The organism is Stenotrophomonas sp. YJH_SMC_27 (genome assembly GCF_059369815.1).
This window is the reverse complement of sequence record NZ_JCAFTA010000005.1, coordinates 83,927-106,169: the sequence shown is the minus strand read 5'-3', so window position 1 is coordinate 106,169 and position 22,243 is coordinate 83,927. Positions and strand designations below refer to the sequence as shown.

Genomic DNA, 22,243 nt, shown 5'->3' with positions numbered 1-22,243 from the left:
GAAGCGAGGCGCATCGCGCCTCACTTCACGCTGCGCAGATGGTTCGGGCGCTTCGGCGGGCCGGGCGGGCGACGCTTGTTGAACGGCGGCTGCCCGCGCCAGTAGCGGATCAGCAACCACCCGAACAGCATGCCGCCCAGGTGCGCGAAGTGGGCCACGCCTGGCTGCCAGCCGGTCATGCCCAGCACCAGTTCGCCCACACCGAACAGGATCACGAAGGTGCGTGCCTTCATCGGGATCGGCGGGAACAGCAGCATCACCCGCTGGTTCGGGAACAGCATGCCGTAGGCCAGCAGCAGGCCGAACACGCCGCCGGAGGCGCCCAGCACCGTGGCCGGATTCTCCAGCAGCGTTCCCACCAGCAGCTGGCAGACACCGGCACCGGCCACGCAGACCAGGTAGTACAGCAGGAAGCGCTTCTCGCCCCAGGTCTGCTCCAGTGGTGCGCCGAACATGAAGACCGCCAGCATGTTGAAGAACAGATGGCCGAAGCTGCCATGCAGGAAGCCATAGGTCAGCAGCTGCCAGGGCTGGAAGTTGCCGCCTGGCGAGAACGCATCGAAGCCCTGCTGCAGCGGTTGCAGCATGAACGGCTCGAAGGTCTGCATGCCGAGCAGGAACGGCTGCTGCAGCAGGAACAGGATCGCGTTGGCGATCAGCAGGGCCTTGGTGACGGTAGGCAGTCGCGGGAACATGGGAGCACCGGCATGGAACGGCCTCCATCATAGCCGCAGCACCGTGTGATGTTGGCGCGCCCCCGGGATGCCCTGTTCAGTCGCCAGCGATGCTCAGCCGGGCCCCCCACACAGCAGCATCCAGCGCCGCCGCCGGATCGGCCGCCGGCATCCGCACCCGGCCGTTTTCCACCTGCACGCCCTCGGCACGCAAGCGCTGCGACTGCTCGCGCCAGCCGGCCGAGCCTTCTGCCATGGCGATGCGGCCATCCGAACGCAGCACGCGGTGCCAGGGCAGGCCCGGGTCGTCGTTCTGGCCCAGAATGCGCGCGGTCAGGCGTGCACGCCCGGGCAGGCCCGCGCGCATCGCCACCTGGCCGTAGCCCATCACCTGCCCCGCCGGGATCGCGCGGATCACCGCCAGGATGCGCGCCCGCGCCTGCTCCGGGGTCAGCGTCGCAGGCGGGTCACCAGCAGAACGCCGATCAGCACCAGTACGGTGCCGGCGATCTGCGCCGGCCCCATCGGTTCGTCGAGCAGCCATAGGCTCATCACGATGGTGGAAACAGGGCCCAGCATACCGACCTGCGCGGCAAGCGAGGAACCCACGCGCTGCACCGCCAACATGATCGCCAGCACCGGCAGCACCGTACAGACAGTGGCATTGACCAGCGACAGCCACTGTACCGGCGCCGGTGCCTGCCACAGCAGTGGCAGCGGATGGGTCACCGCGAAATGCAGCAGCACCAGCACGCTGGCCACGCAGCTGGCATAGGCGGTCAGCCGCACTGCACCGATGCGCGCGACCACCTGCCCGCTGCCGAACAGGTACAGCGCGTAGCTGAGCGCACTGCCCAGCACCAGCAGGCTGCCGACGATGATCTGGCCGCCCTCGCGCTGCAGGTCGTGCCCGAAGGCCAGCAGCACGCCGAGGTAACTCAGCACCAGCGCGCCGATCTGCCAGCGTCCCGGCCGCTGGCGCGCCAGCAGCACGTTGATCAGCAGCACCAGGGTCGGGTTCAAGTACAGGATCAGCCGCTCCAGGGTCACACTGATGTACTGCAGGCCCTGGAAGTCGAGCAGGCTGGACAGGTAATAGCCGGTGAAGCCCAGCCACAGCACGCGGGCGCGATCAGCCCAGGACAGCGGCTCGGCCCGGCGCGCGGCCCACAGGGCCATCAGTACGAACAGCGGCAGCGCCATCAGCATGCGCAACGCGAGCAGCGTGGTGGCATCGACGCCATGGCGCAGGCCGAGCTTGACGATGATCGCCTTGCCCGACGCGGCAATGGCGCCGATCGCGGCGAGGCCGATGCCGCCCAGCGCAATGCGCGGGGAAGCAGTGGCGATGCGGGAAGCGGGAGTGGACATCAGGAGGACGGCGGGCCGCGCAGGGCGGCCCGGTAAGACGTGGGGACGCCCATTGTCGCATGGGGGCGCCCGCTGCCCTGTAGAGCCGAGCCCGCGCTCGGCTTCGCCAGGCCGGGGCGAAAGGCAGCCGAGCAGGGCTCGGCGCCACAACGGCCCGGCTCAGCGCATCAGCACCACTTCTTCGGCCGAGGTCGGGTGGATCGCCACAGTGTCGTCGAACTGGGCCTTGGTCGCGCCCATCTTCACCGCCACAGCAAAGCCCTGCAGGATCTCGTCGGCCGCTTCGCCCAGCAGGTGGATGCCCACCACGCGTTCTTCCGGGCCGGCACAGACCATCTTGAACAGGCTGCGCTGGGGGCCGTTGGCCAGCGCCTGCAGCATCGGGCGAAAGCGGCTGTGGTAGACGCTCACCTGGTCGAAACGCCGGCGCGCTTCCTCCTCGCTCATGCCCACCGCGCCCAGCGGCGGATGCGAGAACACCACGCTGGCCACGTTCTCGTAATCCATCTTCGACTGCGGGCGGCCCCCGAACAGCCGGTCCATCAGCCGCCGCGACGCGGCCACCGCCACCGGGGTCAGGCCGACCTTGCCGGCGATGTCGCCGACCGCATGCACGCTCGGCACACGGGTGGTCTGCCACTCGTCCACCTGCACCTGCTCGTGCTCGCCGATGTCGATGCCGAGCGCTTCCAGACCCAGGCCACGGCTGTTGCCGCGGCGGCCGGCAGCGAAGAACACCGCATCGAACACGCTGTCGAGCGGGCCATCATGGCCGAATGCACGTACGCGCTCACCATCGCGCTGCAGTTCGCGCAGGCGATAGCCGAAATGGATGCGCACGCCCTGCTGCTTCAGGTTCTCGGCCAGCTGATCGGTCAGCTCGTAGTCGAAGCGATCCAGCAGCCGCTGACCGCGCACCAGCAGGCTCACCCTGCTGCCCAGTGCCTGCAGCAGGCCAGCCAGCTCCACCGCGATGTAACCGCCACCGATGATCGCCACCTCGGCCGGTGCCGCGCGCAGATCGAAGAAATCATCGGAAACCAGGCCCAGTTCCGCGCCGGGAATGTCCGGGCGCAGCGGGTGCGCGCCGGTGGCGATCAGGATGTGTTCGGCGCTGTAGCGCACGCCATCGCTGCAGGCCACGGTGTGCGCATCGAGCAGATGGCCGCGCGCCGGAATGCGCACCACGCCGGTTTCGTCCAGGCGCTTGTGGTAGCTGGTATGGATATTGCTGATGTAGGCCTGGCGATGTATCACCAGTTCCTTCCACGACAGCGCCGGGCGCGCTTGGACATCGAAGCCCATCGCACTGGCCAGGCCGATGCGCTCATGCAGGTCAGCTGCCAGCCACATGGCCTTCTTCGGCACGCAACCGACGTTGACGCAGGTCCCACCCAGTTCGCCCGGCTCCAGCAGCGCCACGCGCTTGCCGTGCTGCGCGGCGCGGATCGCACCGGCCAGGCCGGCGGAGCCGCCGCCGAGGACGATCAGGTCGTAGTCATAGGGTGCAGTGCTCATCGGAATCGCTCGGGTCGGTAGGGGGCAGGGTCGATCACCGGCGTACGGACGCAGACGAGATCGGCGATCAGCTGGCCGTTGCCGGCGCTCATGCTGATGCCGAGCATGCCATGCCCAGCTGCAAGCCAGACGTGAGGATGCGCGCCCTGCATCGATCAGCCCTGCCCGGCTCCACGCCGCATCGGTGGCCACTGGCGGTAGGTCATTGCACGCCATAGCCATTCCACCGGACCAAAGCGGAAGCGCGCCAGCCACGCGTGCGAAACAGCCACCTGCGCTGCGAATACCAGCAGCGCGAACAGCAACTGCACGCTGCGCGGCATCCGCTCGAACCCGCCCAGGCCATAGTGGTAGAACAGCCAGGTACACAGCAACGACTGGGCCAGGTAGTGGGTCAATGCCATGCGCCCCACCGGCGCCAGCCATCCCAGCCGCGCGCGCCAACGCACGATCCACGCCAGGTAACCCAGGCACATCGGCAGCCCGCCGATCGTCACCAGTGCCATCGCTGCGGTCACCGGCAGGTCGTAGGCGCCCGGTGCCAGATACGGCTTCCAGGCAACGCCGAGCAGCGTGACCGCCAGGCCCAGCGGCAGCGCCACCCAACGCAACAGCACGTACAGCCGTGGGAAGCGCTCGGGTGATACCAGTGCACCGCTGCTGGCGAACCAGCTGCCGATCAGGAACATGCCCAGCACTTCCGGACCGGTAATCAGCAGCGCGCCCATCGACGATCCGAACTCGTGCAGGCGCTGCGCGGTGGCCTGCATCCAGCTGCCGTGCCCGTACACCAGGCGCTGCTGCGCGATGGCCTGCTGTGCTTCGGCAAGCATCTTCTGCATGTCTTCGGCCGAAGCCATCGACACCATCGCACCCACCAGCAACATCATCGCTACACCGCCGAGGTAGACGATCACGCCCATCCACGGCAGCCAGCTGCGCGGCGCCTCGCGGCAGGCCAGCAACGGCAAGGAGACCAGTGCATACATCACCAGGATGTCGCCGGACCAGACCAGCAGTGCATGGCACAGGCCGATCAGCAGCAGGCCGGCGCTGCGGCGCAGGTAGAACGGGGTGAAGTCGCGCCCGGCCACCTCGGCGCGTTGCGCCATCACCGCAAAGCCGGCACCGAACAGCAGCGAGAACAGGGTGAAGAACTTGCCCTGCACGAACACATAGACGAAGGCGTCGGCCCAGTGATCGATGCCCCGCCAGTGCACGTCAATGCCGGTGAAGGCCAGGTCCAGCGGACCGCTGAAGGCCTCGATGTTCATCAGCAGGATGCCCAGCAGCGCGGCACCACGCAGCACGTCCAGCACGGCGATGCGTTCGCCGGAAGCCACCGGCTGCAGGGAAGGAGAGACAGCGTTCACGGGGCGTCCGTCAGGCAGGTCCGCCATTATGCCGCCGGCCCGCGCGCCATGGATGGCCGCGCCATGTTCCAGAAACGCAACGGCCCGCCGAAGCGGGCCGTCGCATCCATCACGATCGCGCTGCGATCAGTGCTGGTGACCACCGTCGCCGTGGACGTGGCCGTGGTCGAGCTCTTCCTTGCCGGCTTCGCGCACATCGACGATTTCCACGTCGAAGTGCAGGTCCTTGCCGGCCATCGGGTGGTTCAGGTCGACGTCCACGACGCTCATGCCGACCTTCTGCACGGTCACCGCACGCGGGCCGAAGTTGGTCTGCAGCACCACCTGCTGGCCCGGGGCCAGCTTGGTGTTGCCGAAGTGCTTCTTCGGCACGCGCTGGGACAGGCCCTCGCGGCGCTCGCCGTAGGCATCGGCCGCCTTGACGTCGACGCTGAAGGTCGCGCCGGCTTCCTTGTCCATCATGGCGTTTTCCAGGCCCGGGATGATGTTGCCATGGCCGATCAGGATCGCCAGCGGCTCGCCGCGGTCCTTGGACGATTCAATCGGCTCCTGGCCGACTTCGGAAACGGTGTAGTGGAAGCGGACAACGCGGTCTTTTTCGATCTTCATGCGCAACTCTGTCTGGATCTGCCGGAGGCAGGCGGGTTGGGGCGGGTTGTCGCCCGACGGGGACGCCGCCATCATGACGGCCATTCCAAGGTGGCGCATTATCCGGAGATCATGCACATCACGCCAGTTTCGTCCGGCCCGCGCCGGTTTCTCGCCCCGGCCCTGCTGCTGGCCCTGCCCGTGTTGATGACCGCCTGTGGCGGCGGCAAGGCCACCCGCCCGGCGCCGCCCCCGCCGACGGCGAACTGGCCCAAGACCGTGCCGGACAACCCCGAGGCCGCCAACTCGGTGCTGATGCGGGCCATCAGCCTGGTCGGCACGCCCTACCGCTATGGCGGCAACACCCCGGACTCGGGCTTCGACTGCAGCGGGCTGGTCGCCTATGTCTATCGCGAGATGCTGGACCTGCGGTTGCCGCGCACCTCGCGCGACTTGGCGGCGGTACAGGGCCCCAGGATCGATCCGCAACGCCTGGCCACCGGCGACCTGGTGTTCTTCGGCAGCCGCGGCAGCGTCACCCACGTGGGCATCTATGTAGGTGAAGGGCGTTTTGTGCACGCGCCGAGTACCGGCGGTACGGTTCGCCTGGACTCGCTCAGTGGCCCCTACTGGAAAGACCACTACACGGGCGCGAAACGTGTCCTTCGCTAAGCTGAACAGGCGATATGTCTAAAACTGTGACATACGTCACTATATAAATAACGATTTTATAACGGAATTTTTAACTTATCCGCGCTTTTACAGGGCATGATGCCCCATCGTTTTTTTCCTGTGACCGACGCGTGACGACTGACGACCTGAAAAGCGAAGGCCAGACTTCCGTATCTTCACGTAGTGCCCGCCCGCTGTTGCTTGGCCTGGCACTGTGCCTGACCAGCCTTCCGGCCTGGTCGCAGACTGCTCCAAACCGTTCCGATGTGACCCCGGCCCCGGTGGCCGAGAGCACCGCCCGACCGGCCGCCAAGGCCGAGGCTGCCGCTCCGCAGCGCAGCCGCGTCGATGCCGCCGCCAGTGCCACGCTGGCCGCCCTGCTGCCGCACCTGGCCGCCAACGACACCATTCCGCTGATGGATCGCTCGGCCGTGGTGGCCGGTGACCTCAGCCGCCTGCTCGCCAACTACGACACCAGCAGCGCCGCCAATGGCAGCGTCGTCGGCACCGCTGCCGACAACGGCAAGGTGCAGTCGCTGCTGCGCCGCGCGATGACCCTGCTGGGCACCCCGTACCGTTGGGGTGGCAGCAACCCGGACAGCGGTTTCGACTGCAGCGGCCTGGTCGGCTATGTGTTCCGTTCGGCGCTGGGCATCGAGTTGCCGCGCGTCTCGCGCGAGATGGCGCACGATGACAACGCCGAACTGATCAACGACCGCACCGCGCTGGCGGCGGGCGACCTGGTCTTCTTCGGCCGCAAGGGCCGCGTCGACCACGTCGGCATCTATGTCGGCGACGGCCGCTTCCTGCACGCCCCCAGCTCGGGCAAGGATGTGCGCGTGGACACCCTGCTCAGTGGCTACTGGGGCAACAAGTTCATGCAGGCCCGCCGGGTGGATCTCTGACCCGCTGGCGCTACAGCGCCGCCTGATGCGAGAAGCCGCTGCCCTGCAGCGGCTTTTTTGTTGGGCCCGTAATGGTGGGTGGCTGCCGACCTTGGTCGCCACCGGCTCCATCCATGCATGGTGTGGATCAAGCGGAGGCCGCCTTGGCCGACACCGCCTCGGCCATCCCCAAACAAAAGGCCCGCCGGTCAGGGCGGGCCTTTCAATTCAGCACACCACCTCAGGCGCGTGGTGGTGTCGGGTCGGGATCATCCACGCCCACGTTGCTGGACGGGTTGTCGTACACCGCCTGGTCAAGCAGCCCGGTCTCCTTGGCCACGATCACCGGTACCAGCATCTGGCCCGTCACGTTCGTCATCGTGCGCATCATGTCCAGGATGCGATCAATGGCATACAGGTAGCCGATGGTCTCCAGCGGCAGGTTGGCCGCACTCAGCACCACCGTGGCCATGATCACCGCAGTACCCGGCACGCCGGCGGTACCGAAGCTGCCCAGCACCGAGGCGATCAGCACCACCACGTACTGCTCCGGAGTCAGCGGCACACCGCTGTACTGCGCGATGAACACCGCGCACAGCGCCGGGTAGATCGCGCCGCAGCCGTCCATCTTGATGCTGGCGCCCAGCGGCACCGCAAACGAACCGTAATCCTTGTTCACGCCCAGGTTGTGGGTGATCGAACGCAGTGCCACCGGCATCGCCGCGAAGCTGGACGAGCTGACGAACGCAACCTGCATGCCCGGCGCCGCACCACGGAAGAACTTCAGCGGGTTCAGTCCATGCGCCAGCAGCAGTGCGCTGTAGACCACCACGATGTGCAGGGCGCAGGCCACGTACAGCGCCAGCACGAAATGCCCCAGCGGCAGCAGCTTCTCGAACCCGTAGCTGCCGACCAGACCGGCGATCAGGCCAAAGGTGCCGATCGGGGTGACTTCCAGCACGAAGCGGGTCACCTGGATCATGATGTCGCTCATCTGGCCGACCAGCTTGCGCGCCTCGGTCACCTTCTCGCCGAGCTTGACGATGGCGAAGCCGACCAGGCCAGCGAAGAAGATGACTGGCAGGATCGAGCCACGGCCGGCGGCCAGCACGGTTTCGCCGGCCGCGTTGACCTTGGTGCCGATACCGGACAGCGCGTAGAAGACATTGGCCGGCACCACGTCCAGCAGCACCTGCACCACGCTGGGGACCTCGCGCGGCACGTAGTTGCTGGCCATGGTCAGCTGCAGGCCACCGGCGCCGGGCTGCAGCACGGTACCCACGCCCAGGCCGACGCATACCGCCAACGCGGCGGTGATCACGAACCACAGGAAGGTGCGGCCACTGAGCGCGGCGACCGACTTCTGCCCGTGCAGCGATGAGATAGCGTTGATGACCGCGAAGAACACCAGCGGCACGGCGATCATCTTGATCAGGGTGACATACAGCTCACCCAGCGGGCCAAACCACGTTTCTGCGGCCGGGCCAAGCGCCCAGCCGGCCAGCGCACCGAGCACGAAGCCACCGACCACGCGCTGCCAGAATGGAATCCGCAGCCAGGCAGAGACCAGCTTCATAGGCAATCCAGAGGGAAGGAAGGGATGCTGGCACGATAGTCCAAAGCGGCCTGCGGAACGACCGCCGGGCCGGCAAATCAGTGTGTCATCGGCGTGCCTTGCGAGGGCGGGCATAATGAACGTCCCGTTACAGTTTGTGAGATCCCAGCGTCCATGCGCCGTTCCGTCTCCCTGTTGGCCGCCTGCGCCACCACCCTGCTGCTGGGCGCCTGCGCCAGCACCACCCCCGCCTCTGCCCCGGCCGGCCTGAAGGTCGCCGTCGATCCCGTCGCCCACCCGGCCGGCGAAACCCCGCAGTGGTGGTACCGCAGCGGCGCTGCCCAGGCCGCCGCCAACGGCGCGATGTCCGGCAAGGCCAAGAACGTCATCCTGTTCCTCGGCGACGGCATGAGCCTGACCACCGTGGCCGCCTCGCGCATCTACGAGGGCCAGCGCAAGGGGGGCTCCGGTGAAGAGAACCTGCTGTCCTGGGAGCGCTTCCCGGCCACGGCCTTCAGCAAGACCTACAACACCGATTCGCAGACCCCGGATTCGGCCGGCACCATGACCGCCATCACCACCGGTGTGAAGACCCACATGGGTGCGATCGGCGTCAGCGCCGGCAGCCGCACCGACTGTGCCGACAGCCTGTCCAAGGGCCTGCTGACCTGGCTTCAGCTGGCCGACAGCGCCGGCCTGGCCACCGGCGTGGTGTCCACCGCGCGCCTAACCCATGCCACCCCGGCCGCGACCTACGCGCACTCGCCCGAGCGCAACTGGGAAAACGATACCGACCTGACTGAAGCGGCGAAGGCGGCCGGCTGCAAGGACATCGCCCAGCAGCTGCTGTCGACTTCGCGCTACGGGCGCGGCCCGCTGGTCGCCCTCGGCGGCGGGCGCGGGGAATTCACCACCGTGGAAGAGCGCGACCCGGAGTACGACGACAAGGTCGGCCAGCGACTGGATGGGCGCAGCCTGGTGCAGGAATGGCAGCAGGCCCATCCGCACGGCGCCTACGTGTGGAACAGCAAGCAGCTGGCCGCCGCCGCCAACGCACCGGCGATCCTCGGCCTGTTTGAACCGGACCACATGCGCTACGAGTACGAGCGCCCGCAGGATCCGGGCGGTGAGCCGAGCCTGGCCGAACTGACCGCAGCGGCGATCAAGAATCTGTCGAGGCACCCGGAAGGCTACGTGCTGATGATCGAAGGCGCACGCATCGATCACGCCAACCACAGCGGCAACGCCTACCGTGCACTGACCGAAACCGTGGCGCTGTCCGATGCGGTGCGCGTGGCCAGCGAGCTGACCTCGGCCGACGACACCCTGATCATCGTTACCGCCGACCACTCGCACACGCTGAACTTCGTCGGCTACCCGGCGCGCGGCAACCCGATCCTGGGCAAGGTGAAGGACAAGGGCGGCGAAGATGGCGCCGGCAAGCTGGACTACGCACTGGACGGCACCGGCCAGCCGTACACCACGCTGAGCTACGCCAATGGCCCGGGCCACACCGGCAGCAGCAACCAGCAGCCGGCCGGCCCGAAGCGCTATCCGCACAACCCGAGCAGCTTCGAACCGGCCAACGGCCGCCCGAACCTGCGCGAGGTCGACACCGAGCATCCGGACTACATGCAGGAAGCGCTGGTGCCGATGAAGTCCGAATCGCACGGTGGCGAGGACGTCGGCATCTGGGCACGCGGCCCGGGCAGCAAGGCGATCCGCGGCACGCTGGAACAGAACGCGATCTATCACATGATCGTGCAGGCCACCCCGGCCCTGCGCGAGCGCCTGTGCCAGGCCGGCACCTGCGATGACAAGGGCGTGCCGGTGCAGCTGCCGGCACCGACCGCGTTCGAGCGCAAGGCCGAGGCCAAGTGATCGCACGGCAGGCCCGCCCTGACGCTGCCAGCGGCTGCTTCGCGCGGTCGCTGGCCCTGCTTGGCATGCTGGTCAGCGCCACTGCAGCGGCACAGGCACCGGCATGCAAGCTGCTGACCGACGAACACGGGTTGTGGCCGCTGCCCAACTGCGAGGTGATCGATCACCGGCCGAAGATCAGTACCGAGACGTTGAAGGGCCTGAACTACGACGACCACGGTCTGGCGGTGGTGTACGCCGACCAGGGTTTCCACTACGTCGACCGCAAGGGCCGCAGCCTGCCGGTGCTGACCTGGGACAACGGCCCGGAGACGCCGCAGGAAGGCCTGTTGCGCGGCCGCGTAGGCAACCGCGTGGGTTACTTCGACCTGACGTTCCGCCAGGTGGTACCCGGCACGTTCGATTTCGCATGGCCGTTCCAGGACGGCGTCGCCGAGGTCTGCAATGGTTGCCGTCGTGGTACGCCGGATGCCGATGGCCACACGCCGATGGAAGGCGGAGAGTGGTTCCGCATCGACCGTTCGGGCCGTCGGGTGAAGTAGGTTTTCGGCAGGGCTGCGCCCTGCACCTGCAGACGCAACGGCAACGGCAACGGCCGGAAGCAACAGCAACAGCGTGCATTCCATGGGATGGCGGGGCACTGTGGGTGTGCGGGGACGGCGCGAGTACGTCCATGTAGCCTTGGTCGCCGCATCCATGCGGCTCACACCCCGCAAACCCACAGTGCCCAGCCTTCGACAGTTTTCCGGCGGCTGTTGGTAGGTGTCGACCTTGGTCGACACATCTGTCAGATATCGAATGAGTCATCCACGCATGGCGTGAATCTACTGTGTCCACCAAGGTCGACACCTACCAAAGTGGTGCAAGACGCCGTTCCGACAGATCGCGGCAATCTGTCGAAGGCGGGGTGGGTCCGGTTGCGGGGGCGTGAGCCGCATGGGCCCGAGGCATGCCTCGGGCGGGTTGGGCAGGACGCCCAACCCCGGTCTTGCCGTGTGCGCAGGACTGCGCACACGTGCAAGCGGCGACCGAGCTTACATGGGTGAGGGCGCTTTGCTTGCGAAGCACTGCTTCGCAAGCGCCCGAACGCACAGCCGCCAGCGGCTGGGCCGGGCCCCGGAGGGGGACTTGCAGCGGCCCCCGCAACCGGACCTACCCCGCCTCCCCTCAGGAGGCCAGCTTCTGCTGTTGCTGTTGCTGTTGCTCTGGATCGTAGCGGGTGCAGGGCGCAGCCCTGCCGAGCAACCCTATACTTGCCGCCGTGACCGCCTTCCCTGCCCTCGTTCCGCTGGATGTGCCGCTGCTGGTGGGCTACAGCGGCGGTGTCGACTCGACCGTGCTGCTGCACTGGCTGTGGCGCTGCGCTCAGCTTTCCGGCACGGCACTGCGTGCGGTGCACGTGCACCATGGCCTGCAACCGGCCGCCGATGACTGGGTGCTGCATTGCCAGCAGCAATGCGCAGCACTGGGCATCGAACTGGCCGTGCATCGCGTGCAGATCGACAACCGCGCAGGCCTCGGCCTTGAGGGCGCAGCGCGGCATGCCCGGCGTGCGGCGTTCGCGGCCGAGCTGCGCGACGGCGAAACGCTGGCACTTGCGCAGCACCAGGACGACCAGGCCGAGACCTTCCTGCTGCGCGCGCTGCGCGGTTCAGGCGTCGACGGCCTTGCAGCGATGTCTGCACACAGCCATCTTGGCGAACATCCCCTGTGGCGACCACTGCTGTCGACGTCGCGCGACGCGCTGCTCCACTACGCCCGGCAGCACGCGCTTCAATGGATCGAAGACCCCAGCAACGCGGAAGACCACGCCGATCGCAACTTCCTGCGCCTGCAGGTGTTGCCGTTGCTGCGCCAGCGCTGGCCGCACGCGGCGTCGGCATTGGCCGGCAGCGCGACGCATTGCCGGCAGACCCGCGAACTGCTGGACGAGGAAGACGCCGAGCTGATCGCACATCTGGAAGTGGCACCGCGCGTGCTGTCATTGGAACTTCTGCGCCAAGTGTCGCCGGGCCGCGCCGCACGCGTGCTGCGCGTCTGGGTGCTGGGCCATGCTGCAGCACCGTTGCCGGCCACGGTGCTGAAACAGGCGCTGGACGAACTGCTGCCGGCCGGCAACGATCGCCAGGCACGTGTGCGCTGGCACGATCACGCGATCCAGCAATGGCGCGACCATGCCTACCTGCTGCCAGCCCGGCTACCTGCGCTCCCCCCCGCGTGGCAGGCCGAATGGGACGGACGCGCGCCATTGGCGCTGCCCGATGGCGGACAACTGCGCCTGCAGGGCGCCCCGGCCTTCGAACGCCCATTGCAGGTACGTGCGCGCGCGGGCGGTGAGCGCATCCTGCTACCCGGTCGCCAGCATTCGCACGCGCTGAAGGACTGCCTGCAACGTGAGCGTCTTGCCCCGTGGCGCCGCGCGCAGCTGCCGTTGATCTTCGATGGCCCGCAGTTGCTGGCCGCCGCCGACGTGGTCATCGCCGCGCCCCTGCAGGCCTGGTTGCAGGCGAACGGGGCACAGCTGCGTTGGCATCCCGGCGGCTGGTGAATTGACCCCCGCGCGCGGCCCGTCCACACTTGCCGCATGGCCAAGAAGTCCCCCGAAAACGCCTCCCCGGTCGCCCAGTTCGAGCAGTCGCTTGAATCGCTGGAACAGCTGGTGGAGCAGATGGAAACCGGCGAGCTGAGCCTGGAAGCCTCGCTCAGTGCTTACGAACGTGGCGTCGGTCTGTATCGCCAGTGCCAGCAGGCGCTGGAACAGGCCGAACTGCGCGTGCGCCTGCTCAGCGATCCGGCGCAGCCGGAAGCATCCGAGCCGTTCGATCCGCCCAGCCATGACGGCTGAAGCCCTGTTCGCGCGCTGGCGCGACCGCATCGAGAGCCAGCTCGACGCCGCCCTGCCCTCGCCCGCCGAGGCCCCGCAACGCCTGCACCAGGCGATGCGCTACTCGGTGCTGGGTGGCGGCAAGCGCATGCGGCCGCTGCTGGTGTACGCCAGTGGCCACCTGTTCGGCGCGCAACTGGAGCACCTGGACGCGGCGGCGATGTCCGTCGAGCTCATCCACGCCTATTCGCTGGTACATGACGACCTGCCGGCGATGGACGACGATGCCCTGCGCCGCGGCAAGCCGACCACCCACATCGCCTTCGACGAAGCTACCGCCATCCTCGCCGGTGACGCCCTGCAGACCCGTGCCTTTGGCCTGCTGGCCGATGCGCCGCTGACGGCCACGCTGCGCGTGGCCTGCCTGCAGACCCTGGCCCACGCGTCCGGTGCCTCCGGCATGTGCGGCGGCCAGGCGCTGGACATCGATGCCACCGGCCAGCAACAGACCCTGGCGGCACTGACCCGCATGCATGCACTGAAGACCGGCGCACTGATCCGCGCGGCGGTGCGCATGGGTGCGCTGTGCGGCCAGGCCCACGAACCGCAGCTGGCCCAGCTCGACAGTTTCGCCGATGCACTCGGCCTGGCCTTCCAGGTCCGCGATGACATCCTGGATGTGGAAGCCAGTTCTGAACAACTGGGCAAGACCGCCGGCAAGGACCAGGCACAGGAAAAGAGCACCTTCCCGGCGCTGCTGGGCATGGACGGCGCCAAAGCACAGCTGCGCGAACTGGCAGCGCGCATGCAGGCAACCCTGGCCGGCCATGGCGAGGAAGCCGATCCGCTGCGCGCGCTGGCAACGCTGGCGGTGGAGCGCAATCACTGATTGCTGGCGGCGACGCTGCCGCACTGCGCTCACCGCGCTTGGCCCGGCAGGAGCGCCAAACAACAACGCCCGGCAATGCCGGGCGTTGCATGTATCCGCGTGCGGACGAACTTACTTGATCAGGCGCAGCGCGAACGGGTAGCGGTACGCCTCGCCGTTGTTGGCCTTGACGGCGGCAATGATGCAGAACACCAGGCTGACCAGACCAACGATCGGCATCAGGATCGCGCCGATGACGACGATGGTCAGGATCATGCAGATGACCATGGCGATGGCCACGGTGATCTGGAAGTTCAGCGCTTCCTTGGCCTGGTCGGTCACAAAGGCCTTGCCCGCATCATCCTTGTTGATCAACCAGATGATCAGCGCGCCGATGAAGCCGGTGAAGATGCCCAGCAGGTGCGCAGCCAGCGCCATCGTGCGCTGGTCGGCCGGGGCCTCGGTGGTCGCCGGCGGCGGCGGGACGTTATCGAATTCGCTCACGACAAAACTCCTTTTCATTGGGTGGTCTTGACCCACCAGCACCAAGCTGGCTGCGTCAGGCGGGCATAGCTTACGCCATCGACGCCATCAATCATTACCGGCAATGGTCATCCGCCCCACCAGGATCGAGCCGGTGCGGATGTGCGAGCGCGGGTCAACATCACTGCCCACCGCTTCGATGCTGCTGAACATCTCGCGCAGGTTGCCGGCGATGGTGATGCCATCCACCGGATACTGGATCTCGCCATTCTCGACCCGGAAGCCACCGGCGCCCCGCGAATAGTCGCCGGTCACCCCGTTGACGCCCTGCCCCATCAGCTCGGTCACCAGCAGGCCATTGCCCATCTGCCGGGCGATGTCCTGCAGCGCGCCAGCATTGGCGGCCAACTGCAGGTTGTGCACGCCACCGGCATTGGCGGTGGTCTGCAGGCCCAGCTTGCGTGCCGAGTAGCTGCCCAGCACGTAGCGCTGCAGGACGCCGTCACGGACCAGCGCCGAAGCTCGGGTGGACACGCCATCGCCATCGAAGGCGGCCGAACGCAGGCCACGGCGCAGATGAGGCAGTTCCTCGATCTGCATCCAGCCGGGGAACAACTGCAGGCCGACGCTGTCCAGCAGGAAGCTGGCCTGGCGGTACAGGGCACCGCCGGACACCGCCGACAACAGGTGGCCGACCAGGCTGCGCGCCACTTCCGGGGCGAACAACACCGGCATGCTGCCGGTGGCCATCGAGCGAGGCTGCAGGCGAGCGACGGTGCGCTCGGCAGCACGACGACCGACCAGGCCCACCTCCTCCAGATCCTCGCGGGCCAGCGCACTGGTGTACCAGCCATCGCGCTGCATGCCATCGCCCTGGCCGGCAATCAGCGCACAGCCCACCGAATGATGGGTGCCGCGCTCACGGCCGATGAAACCATGCGAATTGGCATAGACCGACAGGCTCTGCATGCTTGACACCGAAGCGCCGTCGGAATTGCGGATCTGCGCATCGGCCTCGCGGCCTGCGTTCTCACAGGCCAGGGCCAGGTCCACCGCCTCGTCGGCCTGCAGCGCCCACGGGTGCCAGGCATCCAGATTCGGGAAGTCGGTGGCCATCAACGCGGCCTCGGCCAAGCCGGCAGCCGGGTCATCTTCGGTATGCCGGGCGATCGCACAGGCCTGTTCGACCGTGGCGGCAAGGCTGGCCTCGTTCAGGTCGCCAGTGCTGGCACTGCCCTTGCGTTGCCCGAAATAGACGGTGACGGCGATACCGCGGTCACGGGTGGACTGCACGGTCTCAACCTCGCCAAGGCGGACATTGACCTCCAGGCCACGATCCTCGCTGCAGCTGACCTCGGCCTGGCTGGCGCCCAGCGCGCGGGCACGGTCGAGCAGCTGCTGGGAGAGGTCGGCCAGCCGTTCCAGCCGGGCCGCGCTGTCGTCGCCGACGGCCACTTCAGGGGCGATCACGTTCAATGCTTTATCCTGTACGGGTTGGGCCCGGCATCACGCCGGGCGACTTTTTTGAAATCAGGTATGGACGATGCGCGGACGCGACGAAGAAACCGGTGAATTCCACGACAAGAGCCGCAGCCAGAACCGGCGCGACGCGCTCGACGTCCTGGCCCTGGGCGAGAAGCTGGTGTCGTTGACCCCGGCCCAGCTGGCGCGCCTGCCGATCCCGGAAGACCTGCTGCCGCATATCGCCGAGTGCAAGCGCATCACCGCCCACATCGCCCACAAGCGCCAGCTGGCGTTCCTGGCCAAGCACATGCGGCGCGAAGAAGAGGCCACGCTGGATGCGATCCGCGACGCGCTGGACGCCAACAGCGAGACCGGCCGCCGCGAAGTGGCAATGATGCATCGCGTTGAGGGCTGGCGCGACCGCCTGCTGGCCGAGGGTGACAAGGCACTGGCGGCCCTTCTCGACGATTATCCGCAGGCCGATCGCCAGCAGCTGCGCACGCTGGTGCGCAACGCGCAGGCCGAAAAGGCCAGGAACAAGCCGCCGCGCGCCTACCGTGAGATTTTCCAGGTGCTGCGCGGCCTGATGCTGCCGGCCGCGCTGGGCCTGAAGACGGCGGGCGACGAAGACGCCGGCCACGTCGAGACCGACGAAGCCGACGAGGACTGAGTCCGCGCCGGTCGGGGCGGTGGCGCTGGCCATCGCCCGGCTCAGGCCTGGGTACCGCCGACGGTGATGCCCTCGATCAGCAGCGAGGGCTGGCCGACACCCACGGGCACGCTCTGCCCGTCCTTGCCGCAGACGCCCACGCCCTCGTCCAAGGCCAGGTCATTGCCGACCATGCGCACCTTCTGCATGGTTTCCGGACCGTTCCCGATCAGGGTCGCGCCCTTCACCGGCGTGGTGACGCGGCCATCCTCGATCAGGTAGGCCTCGGTCGCCGAGAACACGTACTTGCCGCTGGTGATGTCGACCTGGCCGCCGCCGAAGTTGACCGCGTACAGACCCTTCTTCACCGAACGGATCATCTCCTGCGGGTCGTGCTGGCCGGCACGCATGTAGGTGTTGGTCATGCGCGGCATGGTCATGTGCGCGAATGATTCGCGGCGGCCATTGCCGGTAGGCGCCACGCCCATCAGGCGCGCATTGAGGCTGTCCTGCATGTAGCCGACCAGGATGCCGTCCTCGATCAGCGTGGTGCACTGGCTGGGATGGCCCTCGTCGTCGATGTTCAACGAACCGCGGCGTCCGTCCAGCGTGCCGTCATCGACGATGGTCACGCCCGGGGCGGCAACGCGCTCACCGATGCGGCCCGCGTAGACGCTGGTGCCCTTGCGGTTGAAGTCGCCTTCCAACCCGTGGCCAACCGCTTCATGCAGCAGCACGCCCGGCCAGCCCGGACCGAGCACCACCGGCATCACCCCGGCCGGAGCCGGAACGGCGTCCAGGTTCACCAGCGCCTGGCGCAGCGCCTCGCGGGCGAAGGCCTCGGGGCGCCCGTCCGCAAACAGTTCTTCATACCCGTAGCGGCCACCGCCGCCTGCATAGCCGGACTCGCGGCGACCGTGGTGCTCGACGATCACCTGTACGTTCAGGCGCACCAGCGGCCGCACATCAGCACCCAGCACACCGTCGCTGCGTGCGATCAGCACCGTGTCGACGCCGCCGGACAGGCTCACCATCACCTGCTTCACGCGCGGATCGGCGGCACGCAGGTAGCCATCCAGGCGCTTGAGCACCTCGACCTTGGCCTCGTTGCCGATACCATCGATCGGGTCCAGCGCCGGGTACAGCGCGCGCGCGTTGCCACGCAGTAGCGATCGCCCGGATTGGGCACCGCCTTCGCGTGAGATCGCACGTGCCGACTGCGCCGCCGCCAGCAGCGCGTCGGCGTGGATGTCATCGGAATAGGCGAAGCCGGTCTTTTCGCCGGAAATTGCCCGCACGCCCACGCCCTGTTCGATGGAATGGGCGCCATCCTTGACGATGCCGTCTTCCACGCTCCAGCTCTCGCGGCGGGCATGCTGGAAGTAAAGATCACCGAAGTCCACACCGGGGCCAAGCAACTGGCCGAAGGTGCGCTCCAGGCCAGCGGTATCCAGGCCGCCGGGGCGCAGCAGGCGGTCTTGGGCAAGCGTCAGGGCGATGTCAGTCATGGTTCTCGATCTGGGGATGCGGGGGCGCTCAGGCAAGCCCCGTGAACAGGAAGGCCGCGCTCACCGCGGGCGCGGCAGGCCGGTGACGGTCGGTGGAATGGCCGGCGCCGGTGCCGGCGCGGGTGGTGGAGCCTTGTCGCGGCTGCGTTCGATCACTTCCACCTTGGGCTCCTTCCATGGACCGGTCACCTTGTAGGTACGGGCGCCAATCTCGCCCAACGGCTTGGACAATACCGCATTGGTGGCCGCGCCCAACGCCGCTCCCACCGGGCCACCGGCCACTGCCCCCACCACGGTCAGCAGATTGCCGGCACGCGGGTTGACGTCGATGGTCTGGTCGAACTGCTGGTTGCACAGGTCGGCCTGGCCGCGGATGGTGATGTTGGCTGCCGGGCCTTCGATCAGCACCTTGTCGGTGCGCGCCATGCCCTGGCCGAACTGCATGCTGCCGTCGATCTGGTTGAACGCGAAGCCCTTGGAGAAGAAGTCGCGGAAGTCGAACATCAGGCGCCGCGGCAGCTGGGTCACGCTGAGCAGGCCCAGCACGCGGCCAGCACCCGGCTCCAGCTCCAGCAGCTGGCCGTTGCGTGCGTGCAGGTCCAGGCGGCCCTGCAGGTTGCCCAGCTGGAAGTCCGACGGCCCCCCGCTCCAGGTGGCCTGCAGCTGGGCCTGGCCGGAGCCACCACGCAGCTGGCCGCCGTAGTCCAGGTTCTGCATCAGTCCGCCCAGATCCTCGCTGCGCACCTGGGCGGTCAGCTCGGTGCGGGCTCCGCCGGCACGGCCCAGCCAGCGACCGCTGATGTCGATCTCCTGGTCCGGCGCGCGGAAGCGCAGCTCGTCCACGTTCAGGCCATTGGCCAACGGTCGTGTGCGCAGCACCGCCTGGCCCAGCACCACCTTGCCGAACTTGAGGTCGGCGATGTCCAGCGCGAACGGCGGCAGCTTGGCCGGGTCCATATCGTTGGCGCCGGCCTGGACCCGGGCCGGTGCGGCCGGTGCATCCGGAGCTGCCGGCAGCGATTGCCAGTGCACACGGTCGAGCTGGCCGCTGATGGTGCCGCCGTCAGCATTGGGGACAGTCAGGCGCCCGGCCAGCGACGGGCCCGCCAGGCGCACGTCCAGCGCCTGCGCGCCCGGATGCAGCTGCAACCGGGTCTGCTCGAAAACGCCACCGATCAGCTTCAATTGACCGACCTGCACGTCCACCGCACGCAGCGGCATCGTGTTGTCATCGCTGCCGCCCCGCGCCAGGCCGATCCACTCCAATGCGTCCAAGGTCGGGCTGCGGCCGTTGACGGTCAATCCGCTGGGCGGCGGCTCGCGATCGACATGGTCGCTGCCCAGCGTCACCTGCACGCCGGTCTGGTTGTTGTGGCTGCGCGCGGCCAGCGCCAGGCGCTGGCCGAACGCCACATCGATGCGGCCGGCACCCATCGGCAGCTGTGCGGCCACGGTGGTCGCCAGCGGCTCGGCAGCCGGTTTGTCCAGCGGCGCCGGCAGATCCAGCCGGGTGCCGACCAGATCGGAGCTCAAGCGCAGCTCGCTGGGCGGCGCAGGAGCACCTGGCGCCACCTTGGGCAGGTTGACCGCGATGGTCCACGGCGAGGTCCCGGTGATGTAGGGCTTGAGCCAGGCCATCTCCGGTGCGCGGTCGATCAGCACGCCGGCGTCAAGCGTGGCCGACAGCTTCGATTCGAAGGCCAGTCTGCTGTCGTGCACGTAGCCACCAGCACGCAGGCTCAGGCGGCCGTCCTGGCCGAGGTGGCGCACCGACAGTTCCTCGGCATCGAAACCGCCATTGCTGTAGCGCGCCTGCCCGTGCATGTTGTCGAAGGCGAGCTGGAAACGCTTGTCGACCAGCTTCACGCCGGCCAGGTCAACCGTCCCCTGCAGATGGCCACCGCCTTCATCGTGGTGCAGCGGTTGCAGCAGATCGAAGGTCACATGCGCCGGGCCCGCTGCGGTGAGGTTGTCCAGGGTATCGCCATAGTCCTTGTGCAGCGGGCTCTGCCGCAGCATGGCCAGCAGTCTGCCGGCCTCGCTCTGTGCATCGGCGCGCACGTACAGTGGCTGCTGCCCGAAATCCTGGATGCCCGCCTCGAACTTCTGCACCGCCACGCCGGCCAGGTCGCCGCGCCCATGCATGTCGAAGCCGGGGCCGATGAAGGCGATATCGGCATCGACCTGGCTCATCAGCGGCCAATCATGCTGGAAGCGGATGTCGCCATTGGTGATGTGGCCGGTGGCCTCGAAGCGGCCATCGTTGTTGTCGAACGGCCAGTCGTCCAGGTCACCGGTGACCAGGCCGACGCCGCCACGTACCTGGCCGCCGGCCAGTGCCATGTCCAGCCAGTCGGTGGCGCCCTTGCTCATCTTGGAGTGGATCCAGAAGCGCTTGGCCGCCGTCATCGGCACGTCGTCCAGCTTGGCGGCCAGCTGCAGCCACGGCCGCGTACCGTCGCCCTGGAACCACACACCGCCGCGCACGTCGGCCGCATAGTCGGTACCTTCCACACGCATCGCCGGCGTCCCGATCCGCCAACCACCGCCCTCGTCGCGCCAGCCCACGATCTGCCCGGCCAGCTGCAGGTCGTGGCGCACGCCGAAACCGGTGGGCCAATCGAACTGCAGCTGCCGTTGCGGCTGCAGCTGCAGGCTGAAGCCGTTGGCATCGCCTTCGAAACGCCCGCCAAGGCCGCGCAGCCCCGGTGAATTGCCGACGCTTGCAAAGCCCAGCGACTGCAGTTCACCCTGCGCCCACAATGGGCCATCGCGTTCGCCGGCCAGCTGCAACGCGCGCACGTCCAGCTGTGGCCTGGACAGGAACAGCCAGCGACGCAGGCCCGGCTCAAGGCGATCGCTCAGGGCCAGCGCACGCAGCGCGATGCCGGCCTGCACTTCACCGGAACGCACCCGCAGCTGTTTGCCGACCTGCAGCTGCAGGCCATCGAGGCGCTGCTCGCCGTCTTCATTCTTCAGCCGCAGCCGCGGTACCTGCAGCGCCCAGCCCTCGGCCTGGCGCTGCCAGCGCAGGCGGGCCTGCAGTCGCTGCAGCTGCAGCTGCGGCGCCGCCATGCCGGGTATCGGTGCGCCATCGATGCGCACGTCGCGCAGGTCCGAATCCGTGGTCACCGCCACCGGCACGAAATCGCGCAGGGTCAACCACAGGTTGAGTTCGCCCTTGCCCTCGCGCAGGCGCACACCGCCGGCCGCCAACAGCGGAGACCAGGCATGGAAATCGACCGGATCGGCGCCCAGCCAGGCCTCGCCGTTGCCACGCGTGCGGTCCACATCCAGCACCGCAGTCAATGGCAGCGCTTCGGCCTGGGCCCAGGCGCGCACGCCCACGCGCAGGCGATCGCCATTGACCCGCAGGCGCAGGTCGATGCGCGGCAGCGTGGTGTCGATGCCCAACGTCGGCGAGTGCACGCCCAGGCGCCCCCCGATCACCTGCAGCTCGCCCAGCCGGCGCAGCGCATCCAGCGGATCTCCACCGTCGGCGGACTGTGGCAGCCCACGCACCGACCAGCGACCGCTTGCATCCTGCTGCAGATCCAGCGCCAGCCCACGCAGGCGCAACTCGGTCAGCGAACGGCCAGGCAACAGGCCGCTGTACATCGATACCAGCACCTCGGCCTCGCCAATGGCCAGGCCGCGGCCCGCGCCGATATGCAGGCCTTTGAGCTGCAGCAACGGGCCACGACGGGTCCAGGCCGTCTGCAGCTGGTCGAAACGCACCGGCTGGCCGGCACGTTCGCTCAGCCAGGCCGCAATCCTGTCGGGGTGGCGCTCGGCCAGCGGCAGCAGCTGGCTGAGGGTGCCCACCAGCAGTGCCAGCCCGACCAGGCCCACCGCGCAGGCGGCAATGAGATGACGGCGGATCCTTCGCAGTCGCAGGCGCGGCGGCGCGCTCATCGGCCACCGCCGGCCT

General features: G+C 68.0%; 19 protein-coding genes and 1 pseudogene. 8 read left to right on the top strand and 12 right to left on the bottom strand.

All coding sequences use genetic code 11. The features are described 5' to 3' along the window. Positions 1 to 20: 20 nt before the first annotated feature. From AC5P7R_RS09800 to AC5P7R_RS09770, 7 genes and pseudogenes are all read right to left on the bottom strand, one after another. Positions 21 to 695 carry a rhomboid family intramembrane serine protease gene (locus AC5P7R_RS09800; protein ID WP_005410509.1) on the bottom strand — a complete coding sequence of 225 codons (675 nt, stop codon included), beginning with the start codon at positions 693 to 695 and terminating at the stop codon, positions 21 to 23. A gap of 76 nt (positions 696 to 771) precedes the next feature. Beyond that, positions 772 to 1,218 (bottom strand): MGMT family protein, encoded by a 447-nt coding sequence (locus tag AC5P7R_RS09795; protein WP_425605106.1) that lies wholly within the window; start codon positions 1,216 to 1,218, stop codon positions 772 to 774. Then, the gene (locus AC5P7R_RS09790; RefSeq protein WP_019660628.1) at positions 1,125 to 2,045 is read right to left on the bottom strand and encodes a DMT family transporter; all 921 of its coding nucleotides are present in this window, start codon (positions 2,043 to 2,045) and stop codon (positions 1,125 to 1,127) included. The genes AC5P7R_RS09795 and AC5P7R_RS09790 overlap by 94 nt, the downstream gene beginning before the upstream one ends. Positions 2,046 to 2,204: 159 nt before the next feature. Next, entirely contained in the window at positions 2,205 to 3,563 is a 1,359-nt protein-coding gene (gene gorA, locus AC5P7R_RS09785) for a glutathione-disulfide reductase (RefSeq protein WP_019660629.1), read from the bottom strand. Further along, positions 3,560 to 3,703 (bottom strand): annotated as a pseudogene (locus AC5P7R_RS09780) (amino acid dehydrogenase); the annotation flags it as partial. The gene gorA and the pseudogene AC5P7R_RS09780, both read right to left, overlap by 4 nt. A gap of 15 nt (positions 3,704 to 3,718) precedes the next feature. Then, positions 3,719 to 4,963, bottom strand: coding sequence for a DUF418 domain-containing protein (locus AC5P7R_RS09775; protein ID WP_155029912.1), 1,245 nt, complete (start codon positions 4,961 to 4,963; stop codon positions 3,719 to 3,721). A 99-nt stretch (positions 4,964 to 5,062) separates the two neighbouring features. Continuing rightward, positions 5,063 to 5,545, bottom strand: a complete 483-nt coding sequence (locus tag AC5P7R_RS09770) for an FKBP-type peptidyl-prolyl cis-trans isomerase (protein WP_111098588.1) — start codon at positions 5,543 to 5,545, stop codon at positions 5,063 to 5,065. Between the two features lie 111 nt (positions 5,546 to 5,656). On the opposite strand from AC5P7R_RS09770, the gene AC5P7R_RS09765 reads away from it, so the two are divergent. Then, entirely contained in the window at positions 5,657 to 6,196 is a 540-nt protein-coding gene (locus tag AC5P7R_RS09765; RefSeq protein WP_031270212.1) for a C40 family peptidase, read from the top strand. 131 nt (positions 6,197 to 6,327) lie between these two features. Then, positions 6,328 to 7,101, top strand: a complete 774-nt coding sequence (locus tag AC5P7R_RS09760) for a C40 family peptidase (RefSeq protein WP_005414115.1) — start codon at positions 6,328 to 6,330, stop codon at positions 7,099 to 7,101. A gap of 220 nt (positions 7,102 to 7,321) precedes the next feature. Here the strand turns inward: AC5P7R_RS09760 and AC5P7R_RS09755 are convergent, their stop codons facing one another. Further along, positions 7,322 to 8,656 (bottom strand): dicarboxylate/amino acid:cation symporter, encoded by a 1,335-nt coding sequence (locus AC5P7R_RS09755; RefSeq protein WP_019660634.1) that lies wholly within the window; start codon positions 8,654 to 8,656, stop codon positions 7,322 to 7,324. 153 nt (positions 8,657 to 8,809) lie between these two features. Between AC5P7R_RS09755 and AC5P7R_RS09750 the strand changes: the two genes are divergently transcribed. From AC5P7R_RS09750 to AC5P7R_RS09730, 5 genes are all read left to right on the top strand, one after another. Then, entirely contained in the window at positions 8,810 to 10,516 is a 1,707-nt protein-coding gene (locus tag AC5P7R_RS09750; protein WP_019660635.1) for an alkaline phosphatase, read from the top strand. Continuing rightward, complete coding sequence (locus tag AC5P7R_RS09745) at positions 10,513 to 11,058, top strand: WG repeat-containing protein (RefSeq protein ID WP_021203387.1); 546 nt, start codon at positions 10,513 to 10,515, stop codon at positions 11,056 to 11,058. Before AC5P7R_RS09750 ends, AC5P7R_RS09745 begins: the two co-directional genes overlap by 4 nt. A gap of 719 nt (positions 11,059 to 11,777) precedes the next feature. Further along, positions 11,778 to 13,064, top strand: coding sequence for a tRNA lysidine(34) synthetase TilS (tilS, locus tag AC5P7R_RS09740; protein ID WP_227854016.1), 1,287 nt, complete (start codon positions 11,778 to 11,780; stop codon positions 13,062 to 13,064). Between the two features lie 36 nt (positions 13,065 to 13,100). After that, positions 13,101 to 13,361, top strand: a complete 261-nt coding sequence (locus tag AC5P7R_RS09735; protein ID WP_005410522.1) for an exodeoxyribonuclease VII small subunit — start codon at positions 13,101 to 13,103, stop codon at positions 13,359 to 13,361. Then, a complete protein-coding gene (locus tag AC5P7R_RS09730; protein WP_058982172.1) occupies positions 13,351 to 14,229 on the top strand; it encodes a polyprenyl synthetase family protein in 879 nt (292 codons plus the stop codon). Before AC5P7R_RS09735 ends, AC5P7R_RS09730 begins: the two co-directional genes overlap by 11 nt. Positions 14,230 to 14,340: 111 nt before the next feature. Here AC5P7R_RS09730 and AC5P7R_RS09725 read toward each other — a convergent pair whose 3' ends face one another. Beyond that, on the bottom strand, positions 14,341 to 14,712 hold the full coding sequence (locus AC5P7R_RS09725; protein WP_019662100.1) for a DUF4870 domain-containing protein: 372 nt from the start codon (positions 14,710 to 14,712) through the stop codon (positions 14,341 to 14,343). Positions 14,713 to 14,799: 87 nt separating this feature from the next. Continuing rightward, the gene (pmbA, locus tag AC5P7R_RS09720; RefSeq protein ID WP_478435937.1) at positions 14,800 to 16,167 is read right to left on the bottom strand and encodes a metalloprotease PmbA; all 1,368 of its coding nucleotides are present in this window, start codon (positions 16,165 to 16,167) and stop codon (positions 14,800 to 14,802) included. 67 nt (positions 16,168 to 16,234) lie between these two features. Between pmbA and yjgA the strand changes: the two genes are divergently transcribed. After that, entirely contained in the window at positions 16,235 to 16,825 is a 591-nt protein-coding gene (gene yjgA / locus AC5P7R_RS09715) for a ribosome biogenesis factor YjgA (protein ID WP_021204304.1), read from the top strand. Positions 16,826 to 16,866: 41 nt separating this feature from the next. On the opposite strand, the gene tldD is transcribed toward yjgA, so the two are convergent. After that, on the bottom strand, positions 16,867 to 18,312 hold the full coding sequence (gene tldD, locus AC5P7R_RS09710; RefSeq protein ID WP_019662103.1) for a metalloprotease TldD: 1,446 nt from the start codon (positions 18,310 to 18,312) through the stop codon (positions 16,867 to 16,869). Positions 18,313 to 18,372: 60 nt separating this feature from the next. Next, on the bottom strand, positions 18,373 to 22,227 hold the full coding sequence (locus AC5P7R_RS09705) for a YhdP family protein (protein ID WP_478435938.1): 3,855 nt from the start codon (positions 22,225 to 22,227) through the stop codon (positions 18,373 to 18,375). Positions 22,228 to 22,243: the final 16 nt, after the last annotated feature.

Excerpts from the sequence above, each read along its gene's own strand:
- AC5P7R_RS09770 (WP_111098588.1), bottom strand. The coding sequence starts at position 5,545 with ATGAAGATCGAAAAAGACCGCGTTGTCCGCTTCCACTACACCGTTTCC.
- AC5P7R_RS09800 (WP_005410509.1), bottom strand. The coding sequence starts at position 695 with ATGTTCCCGCGACTGCCTACCGTCACCAAGGCCCTGCTGATCGCCAAC.
- gorA (WP_019660629.1), bottom strand. The coding sequence starts at position 3,563 with ATGAGCACTGCACCCTATGACTACGACCTGATCGTCCTCGGCGGCGGC.
- AC5P7R_RS09750 (WP_019660635.1), top strand. The coding sequence starts at position 8,810 with ATGCGCCGTTCCGTCTCCCTGTTGGCCGCCTGCGCCACCACCCTGCTG.
- AC5P7R_RS09730 (WP_058982172.1), top strand. The coding sequence starts at position 13,351 with ATGACGGCTGAAGCCCTGTTCGCGCGCTGGCGCGACCGCATCGAGAGC.
- AC5P7R_RS09790 (WP_019660628.1), bottom strand. The coding sequence starts at position 2,045 with ATGTCCACTCCCGCTTCCCGCATCGCCACTGCTTCCCCGCGCATTGCG.
- AC5P7R_RS09795 (WP_425605106.1), bottom strand. The coding sequence starts at position 1,218 with ATGGCTGCTCGACGAACCGATGGGGCCGGCGCAGATCGCCGGCACCGT.
- AC5P7R_RS09775 (WP_155029912.1), bottom strand. The coding sequence starts at position 4,963 with ATGGCGGACCTGCCTGACGGACGCCCCGTGAACGCTGTCTCTCCTTCC.
- AC5P7R_RS09765 (WP_031270212.1), top strand. The coding sequence starts at position 5,657 with ATGCACATCACGCCAGTTTCGTCCGGCCCGCGCCGGTTTCTCGCCCCG.
- yjgA (WP_021204304.1), top strand. The coding sequence starts at position 16,235 with ATGCGCGGACGCGACGAAGAAACCGGTGAATTCCACGACAAGAGCCGC.
- AC5P7R_RS09755 (WP_019660634.1), bottom strand. The coding sequence starts at position 8,656 with ATGAAGCTGGTCTCTGCCTGGCTGCGGATTCCATTCTGGCAGCGCGTG.
- AC5P7R_RS09705 (WP_478435938.1), bottom strand. The coding sequence starts at position 22,227 with ATGAGCGCGCCGCCGCGCCTGCGACTGCGAAGGATCCGCCGTCATCTC.
- AC5P7R_RS09735 (WP_005410522.1), top strand. The coding sequence starts at position 13,101 with ATGGCCAAGAAGTCCCCCGAAAACGCCTCCCCGGTCGCCCAGTTCGAG.
- tldD (WP_019662103.1), bottom strand. The coding sequence starts at position 18,312 with ATGACTGACATCGCCCTGACGCTTGCCCAAGACCGCCTGCTGCGCCCC.